Raw genomic sequence first — 17476 nt, forward strand, 5'->3', positions numbered from 1 at the left:
CGGCAGCGTCGATCCGAACAAGGTAGGGTACAAAGAGCGCATCATGGTTTTGGCGAACGATCTACAGAAGCCTGCGAGGACGCGGTCGGCCCACGATCTCGTGGCCCACGGTATCGGCCAGAACATCATGAGAGGGCGGTTTCCCATCGGTAGCATCCTGCCCGGCGATGCCGAGCTGATGGAGCTGTTTGGCGTCTCCCGCACCGCCCTGCGCGAAGCCCTGAAGACGCTTGCCGCTAAGGGACTCATCGAATCCAAGACCAAGGTCGGCACGAAGGTTCTGGATCGTCATAACTGGAACATGTTCGATGCCGACATTCTCGAATGGCATCTCGAGATGGGCGTCGATGCCAGATTCCTCGGGTGGCTTTTCGAGATCCGCCAGACACTCGAACCATTCGCCTGCGCGACCGCTGCCCTGCGCCGGAACTCCAAGCAGCTCGAGAGCATGAGGTCGGCCCTTCAAGCCATGTATGGTTGCGCATCCAACCGGCAGGGGTTCACCAAGGCGGACCTTGCCTTCCATCAGGCCATTCTTGAGGCCTCGGGCAATCCGTTCCTGCAGTCCATTGGCTCTGTCATCGGTGCCGCGCTCGCCACATCGTTCACAATCAGCTCTCCGGTTTCGAGCGACGACCGCTTTGAGACGGTCATGAGGCAGCATCAGGCCGTATTCGATGCCATCGAGAGCCAGAACCCGGTAGCGGCCAGCGAGGCTATGTCTTTCCTGATCATGCAGGCGGCCGAACGTATTCGGATCAAGCACGGCGCAAGCGCTCTGACCGCGATTCAGACCCACGCCTTCTCAAGCGATTGATCCTCTACTCCTTCGTTTCCCAGGACTTCCGGACTGTCCTGATGCGCTTCTCCACGGCTTAATAGTATTATAGTATTATTGGGCGATTGATCACGTGACTTTCGTGGGGAAATCGCCTGATATGCGACCAGCAAGGGCTCCCGAAGAAGGGCCCAGGATATCGGCGCTTGGACGACATTCTCCAGTCGGAGAAGAGCCTTAAGCCGCCTAGGCCCGCCGTATCAGAACTCTAGATATGAAGCCGGCACAGCCATGAACCGTCCGGCCATAGGATGGAAAGGGAGAACGACCTTGAGGACTTTCACGACTGCTTTCGCAGCACTGGCTCTCGGCGCAACCAGCCTGCTCACTCCGGCATTGGCCCAGGATAAGGGCACAGTCGGCGTGGCAATGCCCACTAAGTCGTCCGCGCGCTGGATCGACGACGGCAACAACATGGTCAAGGTGCTGAAGGAGAAGGGCTACAATGTTGACCTTCAGTACGCTGAAGACGACATCCCGAACCAGCTCGCCCAGATCGAGAATATGATCACCAAGGGCGCGAAGGTGCTCGTGATCGCCTCCATCGACGGCACCACCTTGTCGGACGCTCTGCAGCAGGCCGCGGACAAGGGCATCAAGATCATCGCCTATGACCGCTTGATCCGTAACTCGAAGAACGTCGATTACTACGCCACCTTCGACAACTTCCAGGTCGGCGTGCTTCAGGGCGGCTACATCGAGAAGGCGCTTGGATTGAAGGAGGGCAAGGGCCCGTTCAACGTCGAACTCTTCGGCGGCTCGCCGGACGACAACAACGCCTACTTCTTCTACAACGGCGCCATGTCCGTTCTCGATCCCTACATTAAGAGCGGCAAGCTCAAGGTGCAGAGCGGCCAGACGGGCATGGACAAGGTCTCGACCCTTCGCTGGGACGGCGCGGTTGCCCAGGCCCGCATGGATAACCTGCTCTCCGCCTATTACACCGACAAGCGCGTGGATGCGGTTCTCTCACCTTACGACGGCCTGAGCATTGGCATCATCTCGTCGCTGAAGGGCGTCGGCTACGGTACGCCGAAGCAGCCGATGCCGGTCATCACCGGCCAGGATGCCGAGGTTCAGTCCGTGAAGTCGATCCTCGCCAAGGAGCAGACCTCGACGGTGTTCAAGGACACCCGCGAGCTCGCCAAGGTGACGGCAAACATGGTGGACGCCGTTCTGTCCGGCAAGCAGCCCGAGGTGAACGACACGAAGACCTACGAGAACGGCGTGAAGACCGTTCCCGCCTACCTGCTGAAGCCTGTCAGCGTTGATGCTTCCAACTGGAAGGAAGTTCTGGTGGGCAGCGGCTACTACAAGGAAGACCAGTTCAAGTAAGACTTGAACGGCGGACGGACCCTGCGTTCCGGCGCAGGGTCCTTGCTCATTTCTGGAAGGGCCATCGGGCCCTTTCTTGAGTTGCCCGAGGTTGAAGCGATGAACGCGATCCTTGAGATGCGAGGGATCACCAAGACGTTTCCGGGCGTGAAGGCGCTCGACAATGTCAACATCACCGTCAAGGCCGGTGAGATCCATGCGCTCGTCGGCGAGAACGGTGCGGGAAAATCGACGCTCATGAAGGTGCTGAGCGGCGTCTATCCGCATGGCTCCTATTCCGGCGAGATCGTCTACGAGGGCCAGGAACGCCGCTTTAAGGGCATCTCGGACAGCGAAGAGCTCGGCATCATTATCATTCACCAGGAGCTGGCCCTGGTGCCGCTTCTGTCGATTGCGGAAAACATCTTCCTCGGCAATGAGCAGGCGAAGTTCGGCGTCATCGACTGGTCGGCGGTTTTCTCGCGCACGAAGGAGCTGCTCAAGATCGTCGGCTTGAGCGAGTCGCCGGAAACGCTGGTCACCAATATCGGCGTCGGCAAGCAACAGCTCGTCGAAATTGCGAAGGCACTATCCAAGAAGGTCAAACTGCTGATCCTGGACGAGCCGACCGCCAGCCTGAACGAGAAGGACAGCGATGCGCTCCTGAACCTTCTCTTACAGTTCAAAGCGAAAGGAATCTCCTCGATTCTGATTTCGCACAAGCTCAATGAGATCACGAAGGTTGCCGATTCCATCACGGTTCTCCGCGATGGCGGCACCGTCGAGACCCTCGATTGTCACGCTGGCGAAATCAGCGAGGACAGGATTATCCGCGGAATGGTCGGTCGCACCATGGAGGACCGTTATCCTAAACGCAAATCCCGCATCGGGGAGACCATCTTCCAGGTGGAGAACTGGTCAGCCTATCACCCGCTTCATTCGCATGTGCAGGTGGTCAAGAACGTCAATCTGAACATCCGGCGCGGCGAGATCGTCGGCATCGCGGGACTGATGGGAGCAGGGCGGACCGAGTTCGCCATGAGCCTCTTTGGCCGAAGCTACGGTCAGAACATCTCCGGGCGCGCCCGGCTGCACGGCAAGGAGATCGACGTCAGCACGGTGGAAAAGGCCGTCGCCAACGGCATCGCCTATGCCACGGAGGACCGAAAGACCTATGGTCTGGTTCTCGAAGAGGACATCCGCAAGAACATTACCCTGGCCAATTTGGACGGTGTGTCGAAGAACCTCGTGATTGACGATATTCGGGAACTGGCGGTCGCCAACGATTATCGTGGCAAGATGCGCATCCGCTCATCCAACGTATTCCAGGAGGCTGTGAACCTGTCGGGCGGCAATCAGCAGAAAGTGGTTCTGAGCAAGTGGCTCTTCTCCGACCCGGAGATCCTCATTCTGGATGAGCCCACACGCGGCATCGATGTCGGCGCGAAGTACGAAATCTACACGATCATCAACGGGCTGGCGGATGCCGGCAAGGGCGTCCTCATGATCTCGTCGGAAATGCCGGAACTGCTCGGTATGTGCGACAGGATCTATGTGATGAACGAGGGCTCCCTGATTGCCGAGCTCGATGTCGCCGAGGCCTCACAGGAAAAAATCATGCACGCTATCGTCAAGTCGGGGAGGCGCTGAGATGGATACGAGAACCGCTGACGAGCTTCACGTTTCCCAGCAAAAGACGTCGTGGCTGGAGTTCATCAAGGCTCATTTCCGCGATTATGGAATGCTGCTGGCTCTCTTGGTCATCATGCTGTTCTTTCAGGTGACGACTGACGGTACCCTGTTGCGGCCGCTTAACCTCACGAACCTCGTGCTGCAGAACAGCTACATCGTCATCATGGCGCTGGGCATGCTGCTGGTCATCGTGGCCGGGCATATCGACCTGTCGGTGGGCTCCATCGTGGGCTTCGTCGGCGGATTGGCTGCCATGATGATGGTCCGCTGGGGCTTCGATCCTGTCACGACCACCATCGCCTGCCTCGCGGTCGGCGGCCTGATCGGCGCGGCCCAGGGCTACTGGGTGGCTTATTTCAAGGTCCCATCCTTTATCGTGACGCTTGCTGGCATGCTTGTGTTCAAAGGGCTTACGCTTGCGCTCCTCGGCGGCATGTCGGTAGGCCCGTTCCCGGTTGTTTTCCAACGCCTGAGCTCCGGCTTCATTCCCGATTTCTTCGGAGGCGAGGGGTTCAATTATACCTCTCTCTTCATCGGCGTCGCGAGTGTCATCGCCATTGTCTATTTCAGCGTCCGCAGCCGGACGAACCAGCTGAAGCATGATGTCGAGGCGGCGCCTTTCGGCCTCTTCGTCGCCAAGAACGTGCTTCTGGCATTTTTCGTGATTGCGTTCTGCTATCTCATGGCGACCTATCGCGGCTTGCCGAACGTGCTGGTCATCATGGCCGGCCTCATCATTCTCTATGCGTTCGTGACCAATCGCACGACCATCGGCCGTCGCATCTATGCACTCGGGGGCAATGAGAAGGCGGCAAAGCTCTCCGGCATCAAGACGGAGCGCCTGACCTTCCTTACCTTCGTGAACATGGGCGTATTGGCGGGCTTGGCGGGTCTGATCTTCGCGGCGCGCCTTAACACGGCGACCCCGAAGGCCGGTCTCGGCTTCGAGCTCGACGTCATCGCCGCCGTCTTTATCGGCGGGGCCTCTGCCACAGGCGGTGTCGGCAAGGTCACAGGTGCCGTGATCGGCGCCTTCGTCATGGGTGTCATGAACAATGGCATGTCGATCCTTGGTATCGGAATCGACTATCAACAGGTGATCAAAGGGCTTGTGCTGCTCGCGGCCGTATCCCTCGACGTCTACAACCGGAAGAAGTAACAAGAGGGCCCTCGCTTCACGGCGAGGGCGCGAGGAATTGAATGGTACTTGCCAGGGGCAGGGCGCCTTCGAGCCTGGACACGGAATGGAGAAAGACCGATGACGAAAAACTATATTGCCGGTGAATGGGTTGCCGCGTCCGAAGCGTCGCCTAACCTCAACCCGTCCAACACCAATGACGTGATCGGCGATTTCGCGCGGGCTTCCACAGCCGAGGCGCAAGCCGCCATCGATGCAGCCCATGACGCTTTCCCCGCCTGGTCCCGTTCCTCCATCCAGCAACGCCACGACATCCTGAAGGCGGTGGGCGACGAGATCCTGGCCCGCAAGGATGAACTCGGACGCCTGCTTTCCCGCGAAGAGGGTAAGACCCTGCCGGAAGGCATCGGCGAGGTCACCCGCGCCGGCCAGATTTTCCACTTCTTCGCAGGCGAGTGCCTGCGGATGGCCGGTGAGAAGCTCCCGTCAGTGCGGCCTGCCATCGATGTCGAGATCACCCGTGAGCCGGTGGGCGTCGTCGGTCTCATCACGCCCTGGAACTTCCCGATTGCGATTCCTGCCTGGAAGATCGCCCCCGCGCTCGCCTATGGCAACACCGTTGTGTTCAAGCCTGCCGAGCTGGTGCCCGGCTCCGCGCATGCTCTCTCCGAGATCATCATCCGCGCGGGCGTGCCCGCTGGCGTGTTCAATCTTGTGATGGGTAAAGGCTCCATCGTCGGCGAGGCTCTGCTGCAGAGCCCGAAGGTATCTGCGATCTCGTTCACCGGCTCGGTGCCGACGGGGCGCCGCGTGGCCATGAGCGCCATCACGGCCGACCCGATGAAGAAGATCCAGCTTGAGATGGGCGGCAAGAACCCGATGGTGGTGCTTGACGACGCCGACCTGAAAGTAGCCGTGGAATGCGCCATCAACTCGGCCTTCTTCTCCACGGGCCAGCGCTGCACCGCCTCCTCGCGCCTGATCGTGACGGACGGCATCCACGACCGTTTCGTCGCGGCGATGCAGGAGCGCATGCAGGGTCTCGTGATCGACGACGCGCTGAAGAGCGGCACGCATATCGGTCCCGTAGTGGACCAGAGCCAGCTCGATCAGGACCTCAAGTACATCAAGATCGGCCAGGAGGAAGGCGCCAAGCTCGTGGCGGGTGGCGAACTCCTCAAGCGCGATGCGCCCGGCTTCTATCTCTCACCGGCACTTTTCACGGAAGTAGGCAACCAGATGCGCGTAGCCCGTGAAGAGATCTTCGGGCCTGTCGCCACCGTGATCCGTGCAAAGGATTATGACGAGGCGCTGGAGCTTGCCAATGATACACCGTTCGGTCTCTCGTCGGGTATCTGCACCACCAGCCTGAAATATGCTGGTCATTTCAAGCGTAATGCGGAGGCCGGCATGGTGATGGTGAACCTGCCGACGGCGGGCGTCGATTACCATGTGCCGTTCGGCGGCCGGAAGGGATCGTCCTATGGTCCGCGCGAGCAGGGCCGCTACGCGCAGGAGTTCTACACCACGGTCAAGACCGCCTACACCTTCGATGGCAACGGTCCCTACGTGCCGAAGACCAAGGGCAGCGAATAAGCCTCCACAAAAAGGCGTTGTGGCATCCATACGTCGCAATGCCAGCATTGTCTCCGAACAAACGAGAGTTCCATGACGCAGACGATTTACGGCTCCTTGAAGGGTAAGACGGTCCTCATCACAGGCGGTGCCAGCGGCATCGGCGAGAGCATCGCACGGTCTTTCCATGAGCAGGGAAGCAATGTCGCCATCCTCGACTACAATGCCGAGGCAGGCGAGGCCCTGGCGAAGGAACTTGGTGAGCGCGTGCATTTCGAGCACAACGACGTGCGCGATATTCCGGCCCTGCAAGCGGCCATCCGCCGCGCGAGCGAAAAGCTCGGGCCCATCACCATCCTTATCAACAACGCCGCCCGCGATGACCGCCACACCATCGATCAGGTGACGCCGGAATATTGGCGCGAGCGTTTCGCGACGAACCTCGATCACCAGTTCTTCGCGGCCCAGGCTGTCCTGCCGGACATGGAGAAAGCTGGCGGGGGCTCCATCATCAACATGGGCTCGACTAGCTATATGGTGAGCGACGATTCCTTCGCAGCCTACAAGACCGCGAAATCCGCTTCCGTCGGTCTCACTCGCGCATTGGCGCGTGAACTCGGCCCGAAGAACATCCGGGTGAACTGCCTCGTGCCTGGTTGGATCATGACCCAGCGCCAGATCGATCTCTGGCTCACGCCCGAGAGCGAGAAGGAGCTGCTCAAGCGCCAATGTGTGAAGCGCAAGCTCGTGCCGCAGGATATTGCCAATATGGCTCTCTTCTTGGGCTCGGACGCTTCAAGTGCCATGTCGGCTCAGACCTATCTGGTGGATGGCGGCTGGGTCTGAAATTCGTCTCTACCACCAAATAGAAAGCCGGTGCCCAGCACCGGCTTTTTTGTTGCAAATGCTTGGTTCTAGTCACGTAGATCGAGTATTTCGCGCGCTCTTACAGCCAAGCTGACGCCTTATTGCCACGTTCGGTCGGAGAATGCCCCTTCAAACAAAGGGGTTGTCATGATCGCTCGTTTTGCTCTTGGCTGTGCCATGGTTGCCGCCTGTACCTTGCCGGCCGCCGCTACCGACCGCGCCACCATCGATACTCTCGTCTCCCAGCATGCCAAGGCTTACGGCGTGCCTGAAGGCCTGATCCATCGCGTCATCCGACGCGAGAGCGGCTACAACCCCCGAGCCACGAACCGGATCTATTACGGCCTCATGCAGATCAGCCACGCCACAGCGCGCGGCATGGGTTATCGAGGCTCCGCAGCGGGCCTGCTCGATGCCAACACCAATCTCACCTACGCGGTCGCCTATCTGGCCAATGCCTACCGAGTGGCCGGCGGAAACCAGGATCGTGCCGTCTCTCTCTATGCAGGCGGCTACTATTATGTGGCGAAGCAGAAAGGCCTTTTGGGGCAGCTTAGGACAGCGATGAGCGATCCCGTCGCAACCGGTTCGATTGCGTCAGTATCCGTCTCTGGGCAATGATCCGATCCGTAGGATTGAAGACTGGCCCACAGGCCAGTCCGCCGTCTTGTACTGCGCAAAAGTCAGGAGCTTAGGGCAGCCTTCTCTTCTCATGCTCGTCAGTGATGCCGGAATATTCTTCTCCTGAATGTAAACGATCCGCCGGTAGAAAATGCGGACAGCTAAGTCTTGTTTGATCGGATTGCTGCGCAATAATCGTGTGCATTCGCCGAAGTGAGAGGCCGTCGTTGCGGCATTGGCTCGGCTTTACTCTTCGGCCTCGTGTGAACAAGGCACCTTCCAATGGTACCGCTTCGCTCAAGGCAACAACTCCAGGGTCACCAGGTGATCGGCCTGCTGATCTTGAGTGCATTCATTGCCGCCCTCTGGGTTCTGCCCGCATGGGCGCAGATACCGGCTTCAACTGACATTCGCATCGCGCTGATCACGCGCCAGCCATCGCCGCCACCGCTCTACGAGTTCGACCCTGTGCCTGAGAATGAGGGGATTGCAGGCGGGCAGCTGGCGATCCGCGACAACAACACGACCGGTCAGTTCACAGGTCATCGCTACATCCTCGAAGAGGAGGCGCTCGAAGAGGGCCAGGATGCGGTTGCGGCTGCACGCAGTCGCGTTGCAAGCGGCGTCGGATTCCTGGCGATCAATCTTCCGGCTGACGAGCTTCTGGCGATTGCCGATGCGCTCAAAGACGAGAACGTGGTGCTTTTCAACGTCAGCGCGACAGATGACCGGTTGCGGGGTACCGATTGCCGTCCCAACGTCTTTCATATGGCGCCGAGCCGCGCGATGCTGACCGACGCGCTTGCCCAGTTTCTTGCCTTCAAGCGATGGCGGCGGCTCTTTCTGATCGTTGGTCCGCAACAAGCGGATAAACTTTATGCGGAAGCCATGAGGCGGTCTGCCCGCAAGTTTGGGCTTGTGATAGCAGACGAGAAGCCTTGGGAGTTCGGCCCATTGGCTCGTGCGAAGGCTGACAGCCCAACGACAGCCGAGGCGCTGGCCGTCACGCAGAACATCACTTATGACATCGTCGTCGTGGCCGACGAGGCAGGCGATTTTGGCGACTACGTCGCATATCGAACCTGGGATCCACGGCTCGTCGTGGGAACTCAGGGACTGATCGCAACCACGTGGCACCCAACTCTGGAAGTGTGGGGTGCGGCACAGGCACAGACCCGTTTCCGTCGTTCTGCGGAACGCTTAATGCGGCCTCTCGATTACCAGACCTGGATGGCTGTGCGAACGATCGGCGAGGCCATCACCCAGACCAAAGCGACAGATCCCGGGACGGTGAAGCAGTTCATCCTGGGAGCGGATTTCAGTCTTCCAGCTTACAAGGGTGTGTCGTTGAGCTTCCGTCCCTGGGACCGGCAGCTCCGCCAGCCGCTCCTTATCGTGCAACCACGCTTTCTCGTCTCAGTGGCTCCGGAGAAGGGCTTCCTGCACCAGCGTACACCGCTCGATACCCTTGGCTTCGATCAGCCGGAAACCAGTTGCAAAGCCCAATAGAGGAGAGATTCCATGTCGTGGATTTGTGTCGCTCCAAGGACCGCGCTTGCCGTTATCTGGGCCGTGTGGATGGGCGCTGTACCCGAGGCGAATGCCTATCCGATCTATGTCTCGAACGAGAAGGACAACACTGTTTCGGTCATCGACTCGGACAAGCTCGCGGTGATTGCGACGTGGAAGGTTGGTCGGCGTCCCAGAGGCATCACCTTAAGTCTGGACGGCAAATGGCTCTATGTCTGTGCGAGCGACGACAGTCGGGTGGATGTTGTCGATACGGCGACCGGAAAGGTGGTGCGCAACCTGAGGTCTGGTCCTGACCCTGAACTTTTTGTCCTGCATCCGAAAGGAAACCCGCTCTACATCGCCAACGAGGATGACAACATGGTCACCGTTGTTGATGTGAATTCAAACCGCGTTCTGGCCGAGGTGCCGGTCGGGGTCGAGCCGGAAGGGATGGGGATCAGCCCTGATGGGACGATCCTCGTGAACACGTCCGAGACTACCAACATGGCTCACTTCATCGACACGGTGAACCATCAGGTCGTCGGCAACGTGCTGGTCGATGCGCGTCCGCGAGTTGCCGAGTTCTCCGCCGATGGGAAAGCGCTGTGGGTCTCTTCCGAAGTTGGAGGGACAGTGAGCGTGATCGACCCTGTCAGTCGCAAAATTCTCAAGAAAATTGAATTCTCCATCCCTGGAATTACAAGGGAGGCGATTCAGCCGGTTGGGGTGCGGCTGACGAAGGATGGCAAGAAGGCCTTCGTTGCTTTAGGTCCGGCGAACCGGGTCGCCGTGGTGAATGCTGAAACGCTTGAAGTGGAAAAGTATTTGCTCGTCGGCCAACGTGTCTGGCAACTCGCCATGACACCCGACGAAAAGCTCCTGATCTCGACGAACGGCATCTCCAATGATGTCTCGATCATCGATGTCGCCTCTGAGAAAGTGCTGAAGAGCGTCAGAGTTGGAGGATCCCCGTGGGGAGTTGTCGTCGGGCCGTAAACAGAGCCCCGGTCCCGTCGATCTGAGCATGCTCATGGAGTGTCGAGACGAAGTCCCATTCTAAACTCATTCTGGGTACTTCTTCTGTGTAGTGTTTATAACTCGCATGGAATGGCACGCACTCAGCGTGGATGGAACGTCAATTTGCGAGGCCGATTGTTCTGAAGTGCATCTCATGAGAGGGAGAAACGCACATGAGGACAAACACATTCTTGATCGTCAGCGTAGCTTCCCTGTTGGTAAGCTCTGGAGTGGTAGCCGGGCCTTGCACCGACAGAATCGATACATTCTCGAAGCAACTGGCCAGCCGTGACGCAGGCTCCGGTCCGACCAGCACAGGATCTGCTCAGATGGGGCAGGGCGGAGCTGCCTCCTCAACCGGTACAATACAAGGACAGGGAAGTGCGGCGGGTGCTCCTGGAGCCGCTGCAACACCCCGACAAGTGCCAAAGGCCGGAGCGGTTCCTGAAACTCAAGCGACGCCAGCGATGAATGAGGCCACTCAAGGGCGGGCCGCGTCACCTGCCGATGCTCGCGCTCAGACGCAAGGCCAACCGACGAGTGCGCAAGTTGCACAGGGTGAAAAGGCTTCAGATCCAGATCGAATGCGTCAGGCGATGGCCGCTCTCGACCGTGCCCGCGCTTTCGACCGCGAAGGGAAAGAGACTGAATGTATGAGTTCGATACAGGAGGCCACCCAACTATCCGGTATAAAGTAATGACGGTGGAGTGAGAGGCGTGCATGGCACGTGAAACGCGCAGCAAAGTGAGGACAAGCAGGAGACGAGCAAAAGCAAAAATTGCTTAGTAAGGCAAATTATTCTAAATTGCTTTCGTCTTCGGTTAATCCGGGCTGGCGTTCGCTTCGCCGTCCGACGCCAGCCAAGCTGGGCCTCTCGCTCTCCTTTGGCACGACGCCGTATATGGCCGCCAAACGCTACCGAAGCCGAATGATCCCATGAGTACGCCGCGTGAGCGGTCAGCATGATGTTGGCTGCGTCTTGGCAGAATGCGTCCATCGGGAGGAAACAAATGCGAAGAGTTGTGCTTGCGACCGTGCTGCTAGGCACGGCTTCGGCGGTTTGGCCAGTTTCTGCCAACGAAGACTTGATGAAGATGACCCAGGACCCCAAGCAATGGGTCATTCAAACGGGTGATTATGCAAACACCCGATTTTCCAAACTCAATCAAATCACGAAGGATAATGCCAACAAACTGCAGCCTGTCTGGCAGTTCTCGACCGGCGTTCTCCGTGGCCATGAAGGTGGGCCCCTGGTGATCGGGGATGTGATGTATGTCCATACGCCATTCCCTAACATCGTCTATGCTCTCGATCTGAACAGCGATGGCAAGATCCTCTGGAAATATGAGCCCAAGCAGGATCCAAACGTCATTCCGGTGATGTGCTGCGATACCGTTTATCGTGGTCTCGCCTATGCGGACGGAAAGATCTTCCTGCATCAGGCGGATACGACGCTCGTTGCGCTGGACGCGAAGTCGGGTGAAGTCGCTTGGTCGGTCGTCAACGGCGATCCGAAGAAGGGTGAGACCAACACGGCGACCGTCATGCCTGTCAAAGACAAGGTGCTTGTCGGTATCTCCGGCGGCGAGTTCGGCGTACGCGGTCACGTGACAGCCTATGACATGAAGACGGGCAAGCAGGTGTGGCGTGCCTATTCGACGGGACCGGACAACGAAATGTTGGTCGATCCGGAAAAAACGACTCATCTCGGCAAGCCGATCGGCAAGGATTCGAGTCTCAAGAGCTGGCAGGGAGAACAGTGGAAGATCGGCGGATCGACCACGTGGGGATGGTACTCCTACGATCCCGAGCAGAACCTCGTGTACTACGGAACCGCTAACCCATCGACCTGGAATCCAAAGCAGCGCCCTGGCGACAACAAGTGGTCCATGACCATCATGGCCCGCGATCCGGACACGGGGATGGCGCGCTGGTTCTACCAGATGACCCCGCACGACGAGTGGGACTATGACGGCGTGAACGAGATGATCCTGGTCGATCAGGAAGTCGGCGGGCGCATGCGCAAGCTCCTGGTTCACTTCGACCGTAACGGCCTTGCCTACACTTTGGATCGCACCAACGGCGAGCTTCTCGTTGCGGAGAAGTACGATCCGGCCGTCAACTGGGTTTCCAAGGTGGATATGGACAAGAACAGTCCGACCTATGGGCGCCCGATGGTCGTGTCTCAATACTCCACCGAGCAGCAAGGAGAAGACACCAATACGAAGCATGTTTGTCCTGCAGCCCTTGGCTCGAAAGATCAGCAGCCGGCGGCATTCTCGCCGCAGACGGGGCTGTTCTATGTTCCGACCAATCACGTCTGCATGGATTACGAGCCGTTCCGTGTCAGCTACACGGCGGGGCAGCCTTATGTCGGCGCGATCCTCTCCATGTTCCCGCCTCAAGGCGAAACGAATATGGGCAACTTCATCGCGTGGGATGCCAGAACCGGCAAGATCGCCTGGACGAATAAGGAGCCGTTCTCTGTCTGGTCTGGTGCTTTGGCGACTGCCGGCAATGTCGTGTTCTATGGCACGCTTGAAGGCTATCTGAAGGCCGTCGACGCTCAGACGGGTAAGGAACTCTACAAGTTCAAGACACCGTCCGGCATCATCGGCAATGTGACGACCTATGAGCACAAGGGACGGCAGTACATTGCCGTTCTGTCCGGCGTCGGCGGATGGGCCGGTATCGGCCTTGCCGCTGGTCTGATGGGTGAAGAGGGAGCCGGAGCCTGGCAGACCGCCGTTAATCCCGGACGTCAGGAAACCGGCGCTCGCGCCGTCGAGACGGCGGGCCTTGGTGCTGTCGGTGGTTATGCGGCGCTTGCCAACTACACCACGCTTGGCGGCACGCTGACGGTGTTCGCCTTGCCAGCGCAATAAAGCCGGCGCTCGGCTGAGAAAATGATGCGCCTGGCTTTCGGTTCTAGATAGGCCAGGCGCTCACATTCCTCGATACCGTGAAGACCAACAGCTTCAAGCCGAAGAGATATGGAATGGCAGTCAAGCAAGGATGGGGCAGGGTTGCGGCTTTTGCAGCAATGACAGTCATCGGCTTCTTTCCACCGGCCCTTCAATCGGCCGAAGAACCGGTCAAGGGAGAAGACGGGAAGTACATGACCAGCGAAGGCGCGCCGACTTATCACGTCGGATCGGACAGTACCGTAGATTGGTATACATATAGTGGCTATCGGCGATACCATGCCGATTGCCACACCTGCCATGGCCCCGACGGGCAGGGAAGTTCCTATGCGCCTGCGCTGGCGAACTCGCTCAAAACACTCACTTACGAGCAGTTCATGGATGTAGTGGTCAATGGGCGGCAGAAAGTCGGCGTCGCAGAGAACCAAGTCATGCCAGCCTTCGGAAACAACCAGAACGTCATGTGCTACATCGACGATCTTTACGTCTACCTAAAAGCGCGCGCAGACGGCGCCGTCCCCCGCGGACGCCCGGCGAAGCGCGAGGACAAATCAAAAATTGCGACACAAAATGAAGATTCATGTCTTGGACGCAGTTAACCAGGGCGCAGCGGCCGGCATTCTGCTGACAGCTCTGCTCGTGACGCAGAGTCCGGCCTTGGCGCAACCGGCGGATCTGGTATCGAGAACGGCTCTGCGGGTTTGCGCGGATCCTGCCAACATGCCGTTTTCGAATAAGGCCGGGGAAGGGTTTGAAAACAAGATCGCCGAGCTTCTTGCCGCCGATCTGAAGCTACCATTGGAGTATACATGGTTCCCGCAGGCGACGGGATTCGTGCGCAATACGCTGGGCGCCAAGCGCTGCGACGTCGTGATGGGCTATGTTGCTGCGAGCGAGGTGATGCAGAATACCAATCCTTATTACAAGTCGGCCTGGGTTCTGGTCTATCCGAAGGATGGTGATCTCAAAGGCGTCGAGGCGCTGGACGATCCCCGTCTCAAGGACAAACGTCTCGGCATTGTCGCTGGAGCTCCACCGGCCACTGTCATGGCCACTAACGGACTTATGGCACGTGCGAAGCCTTATGCCCTCATGGTCGACCGCCGCTACGAGTCGCCAGCGGAAGAAATGCTCAAGGATATCGCCTCGGGGGAGGTGGATGCCGGAATCCTATGGGGGCCTATTGCAGGCTATTACGTGAAGAAATCTGGCGCACCTCTTGCGATCATGCCGCTTCTTCATGAAACCAAGGCAGTCCCGATGACCTACAGGATTACCGTTGGATTGCGGCATGGCGAGACCGAATGGAAACACCATCTCAATGAGTTTCTCGCGGCCCGTCAGGCGGAGATACAGTCCATCCTTCTGCAATACGGCGTCCCACTGCTAGACGAGCAGGACAAGCCGATCACAGGTCAATAGCCAATCGATCTGTTGTCATTCGAGATGGCGCGAAATCTCCTGAGCGAGTGCATAGACCTGCTGTTCCAATAATACTGGGCTTTCGCAGACATATTGCAGCGCCTGATTGCGGTCGTCATAGATACGGGTATCCCATTGCAGCCTATGTTCAAGGGTGGCCCGCTCCGGAGCCGGTTTGCTCTCGTGCGTGAGGATGCGGCTGGTTTCGCTGATCTGGTCGGCAAGAGTCTTCTGCTTTCGGGCATAGCGTTCAATGCCATTGATGAGGCGCCGCCGCTCCGTATTGATGAGTTCGAATACGCCGGCAAAGAGCAATGTCAGTTTGGCTTCCTTATCCGGACCTGCATCCTTGCTGAAGCGCTCAATTGCGGCGCTCGCATCATCGAGAGTCGTGCGACGAGAGGCCAATGTCCGCGCAAGTGATGCAAGGCTTGGGTCATCGCGCCATGCACTCGCGGCCGCATCGACTGGCGGGCCCGCCCACATCTGACCCATGCTGAGTTCTGCGACCCTACGCTGGACGCAGGGCCAGTCTTCGTCCGCGGACAGCGCCGGTTCGGTGACCAAAAAACCGATGACAATGAGACCTAATCCGCAGCATTGTCGCAAGGACATGGATTCCTCCAGCGGTTAGCCAGCCGTCGCCGGTCCGCCATGCCGGGCGATAAGGCCTTTCGAAGGATTATACGCGAACAGGGACAGAATGAGGAAAACAGCCGCTACACCAGCGATAATGGTAAGAGAGGTCCAGTCAAACTGTCCGTAAAGCGCAAAGCGGATCGCCTCCACGACGTAGGTGAAGGGATTGAACCGGCAAATCTCATAGAGAAGAGGACTCGATTCCTGGATGCGCCAGAGCGGGTAGAGCGCCGATGACGCGAAGAACATGGGAAAGATGACGAAGTTCATCACGCTGGCGAAGTTCTCGAGTTGCCGGAACAGGGAGGACAGAAGAAGCCCCATGGCTCCCAGCATGAAGCCGGTCAGGACGAGGACGGGAAGAAGGGTAAGATAGCCAATCAAAGGAGGCTCGACCTCCCAAAGATAGGCCACGACGAGAAAGGCGTAGACCTGCAGAATGGAGACAAGCACGCCGGCGATGAGCTTCGCGATAAGAAGGAACCATCGAGGATAGGGGCTGACCAGCAGAATTCGCATGGCGCCGACTTCGCGGTCATAGACCATCGAAAGCGAGGATTGCAACCCGTTGAAGAGCTGGATCATGGCGACAAGGCCCGGTGTCACATAGACCTCATACAACACGTAGGTTTCATAAGGCGGGATGATCGAGACCCCAAGGACGGTTCTAAGGCCAGCCGCGAAGATGAAAAGCCAGACGAGTGGCCTGACGAGGGCGGAGAGAAAGCGTCCCTTTTGGCTGAAAAATCGCAGCGCTTCGCGCCAGACTATCCCGAAAAAGCAGATCGCATAGCCGGGTAGTGAAAGGGCATAAGGCCGTTCCCGAGGCTTCATTCGGCAGCCTCTTGTCCTAGAGACGGCGTTTGAGATGCGTTGATGAGATTGCGAAAGGCCGTTTGCACATCTGCGGCATCTGCCTGGAGCAGCACTTCCGAAACCGTTCCCTGAGCGAGCACGCGCCCCTTATGGAGTACTATAAGGCGATCGGTCATGTGGATTTCCTCGAGCAGATGGGTCGCCCACAGGATCCCATTGCCTTCCTCTGACGCGAGGCGGCGCACTTCCTTGATAAGACTCTCGCGAGCCTCGACATCGAGGCCGACCGTCGGTTCATCGAGGAGTAGCAGCGCGGGATCGTGGATCAGGGCGCGGGCGATTTCCAGCCGGCGCATCTGTCCGCCGGAAAGATTACGCACCTTATCGTCAATGCGGTCGGCAATGGCGAATTTTTCCAAGACGCTGTGCATTCGCAATCGTGCTTGTCGCCGGCCGATACCGTGCAGGGCTGCATGGTAGAGAAGGCTCTGGCGCACGGAAAGGTCGAGGTCGAGGGTCCGCGCCTGAAACACGATACCAAGCCGAGAGAGGGCCGCAGGAGATTCACGCCGGACATCGAACCCAAAGACCTCGATTGTGCCGGAGGTGCTGTCGTAAAGGCGTGTGACCAGGGAAAAGAGGGTCGTCTTGCCTGCGCCATTCAACCCCAGCAGGGCGGTGAACGTCCCCGCAGGCACTGTCAGGCTCACGTTATCGAGCGCTTGGCGTGAGCCGAAAGTGTGGCTCAGACCATCTATGCGGAGCGCGGACTGTGTCATCAACACTGTTCCTCGTTCTGGCGCAGACCACGGCGGAATACGCCGCGAGAGCCAGAAAGCCGCAACGGATTTCGCCATTCGCGGCTGATAGACGTCAAATAGGAAACAGCCCTCTCAAGGCTAGGTCGGTCGTGGCATATGGGTAGTCTTGAGATGGCTCCCAGCCTGTCGTAATCTTTCGAAGAAGCAGTTGCGAGCCGGTTGGGAGCTTCTTGCTTCGCAGCGTTGACCCTATAGTTTGTATCCTGGGCCGCTGCATGATGGACGCCTTCAGAAGGCGCATCAGGCCAGTTTGGTCGAATGTGTATCGAAACGAGGAAG

The 17476-nt window shown here is 58.5% G+C and carries 15 protein-coding genes; 12 read left to right on the plus strand and 3 right to left on the minus strand.

Going from position 1 to position 17476, the window contains the following annotated elements:
* From MHY87_RS12845 to MHY87_RS12900, 12 genes are all read left to right on the plus strand, one after another.
* On the plus strand, positions 1-817 hold an 817-nt coding region (locus MHY87_RS12845; protein ID WP_370644921.1), incomplete at its 5' end, for a FadR/GntR family transcriptional regulator.
* Positions 818-1069: 252 nt separating this feature from the next.
* The gene (gene chvE / locus MHY87_RS12850) at positions 1070-2173 is read left to right on the plus strand and encodes a multiple monosaccharide ABC transporter substrate-binding protein (protein ID WP_370644922.1); all 1104 of its coding nucleotides are present in this window, start codon (positions 1070-1072) and stop codon (positions 2171-2173) included.
* Positions 2174-2272: 99 nt separating this feature from the next.
* Positions 2273-3802 (plus strand): multiple monosaccharide ABC transporter ATP-binding protein, encoded by a 1530-nt coding sequence (mmsA, locus tag MHY87_RS12855; protein ID WP_239352298.1) that lies wholly within the window; start codon positions 2273-2275, stop codon positions 3800-3802.
* A 1-nt stretch (position 3803) separates the two neighbouring features.
* On the plus strand, positions 3804-5003 hold the full coding sequence (gene mmsB / locus MHY87_RS12860) for a multiple monosaccharide ABC transporter permease (protein ID WP_239352300.1): 1200 nt from the start codon (positions 3804-3806) through the stop codon (positions 5001-5003).
* 99 nt (positions 5004-5102) lie between these two features.
* Positions 5103-6578 carry an aldehyde dehydrogenase family protein gene (locus MHY87_RS12865; RefSeq protein WP_239352302.1) on the plus strand — a complete coding sequence of 492 codons (1476 nt, stop codon included), beginning with the start codon at positions 5103-5105 and terminating at the stop codon, positions 6576-6578.
* A 72-nt stretch (positions 6579-6650) separates the two neighbouring features.
* Positions 6651-7403 carry an SDR family NAD(P)-dependent oxidoreductase gene (locus MHY87_RS12870; protein WP_239352304.1) on the plus strand — a complete coding sequence of 251 codons (753 nt, stop codon included), beginning with the start codon at positions 6651-6653 and terminating at the stop codon, positions 7401-7403.
* Between the two features lie 168 nt (positions 7404-7571).
* Complete coding sequence (locus MHY87_RS12875; protein WP_239352306.1) at positions 7572-8045, plus strand: lytic transglycosylase domain-containing protein; 474 nt, start codon at positions 7572-7574, stop codon at positions 8043-8045.
* Between the two features lie 282 nt (positions 8046-8327).
* Entirely contained in the window at positions 8328-9554 is a 1227-nt protein-coding gene (locus MHY87_RS12880; RefSeq protein ID WP_239352308.1) for an ABC transporter substrate-binding protein, read from the plus strand.
* A gap of 69 nt (positions 9555-9623) precedes the next feature.
* A complete protein-coding gene (locus tag MHY87_RS12885) occupies positions 9624-10553 on the plus strand; it encodes a YVTN family beta-propeller repeat protein (RefSeq protein ID WP_239352310.1) in 930 nt (309 codons plus the stop codon).
* A 1032-nt stretch (positions 10554-11585) separates the two neighbouring features.
* Positions 11586-13460, plus strand: coding sequence for a methanol/ethanol family PQQ-dependent dehydrogenase (locus MHY87_RS12890; RefSeq protein WP_239352312.1), 1875 nt, complete (start codon positions 11586-11588; stop codon positions 13458-13460).
* 113 nt (positions 13461-13573) lie between these two features.
* On the plus strand, positions 13574-14098 hold the full coding sequence (locus tag MHY87_RS12895) for a c-type cytochrome, methanol metabolism-related (protein WP_370644923.1): 525 nt from the start codon (positions 13574-13576) through the stop codon (positions 14096-14098).
* The gene (locus tag MHY87_RS12900; RefSeq protein WP_239352314.1) at positions 14070-14921 is read left to right on the plus strand and encodes a substrate-binding domain-containing protein; all 852 of its coding nucleotides are present in this window, start codon (positions 14070-14072) and stop codon (positions 14919-14921) included. Before MHY87_RS12895 ends, MHY87_RS12900 begins: the two co-directional genes overlap by 29 nt.
* Before the next feature lie 15 nt (positions 14922-14936).
* Here MHY87_RS12900 and MHY87_RS12905 read toward each other — a convergent pair whose 3' ends face one another.
* From MHY87_RS12905 to MHY87_RS12915, 3 genes are read right to left on the minus strand one after another with little or no spacing between them, the layout of a single operon-like run.
* Complete coding sequence (locus tag MHY87_RS12905; protein ID WP_239352315.1) at positions 14937-15536, minus strand: hypothetical protein; 600 nt, start codon at positions 15534-15536, stop codon at positions 14937-14939.
* A 15-nt stretch (positions 15537-15551) separates the two neighbouring features.
* Positions 15552-16394 carry an ABC transporter permease gene (locus MHY87_RS12910; RefSeq protein ID WP_239352316.1) on the minus strand — a complete coding sequence of 281 codons (843 nt, stop codon included), beginning with the start codon at positions 16392-16394 and terminating at the stop codon, positions 15552-15554.
* Positions 16391-17155, minus strand: coding sequence for an ABC transporter ATP-binding protein (locus tag MHY87_RS12915; RefSeq protein ID WP_239352317.1), 765 nt, complete (start codon positions 17153-17155; stop codon positions 16391-16393). The genes MHY87_RS12910 and MHY87_RS12915 overlap by 4 nt, the downstream gene beginning before the upstream one ends.
* Positions 17156-17476: the final 321 nt, after the last annotated feature.

It is taken from the genome of Microvirga sp. ACRRW, from assembly GCF_022346925.1.
Classification (GTDB): domain Bacteria; phylum Pseudomonadota; class Alphaproteobacteria; order Rhizobiales; family Beijerinckiaceae; genus Microvirga.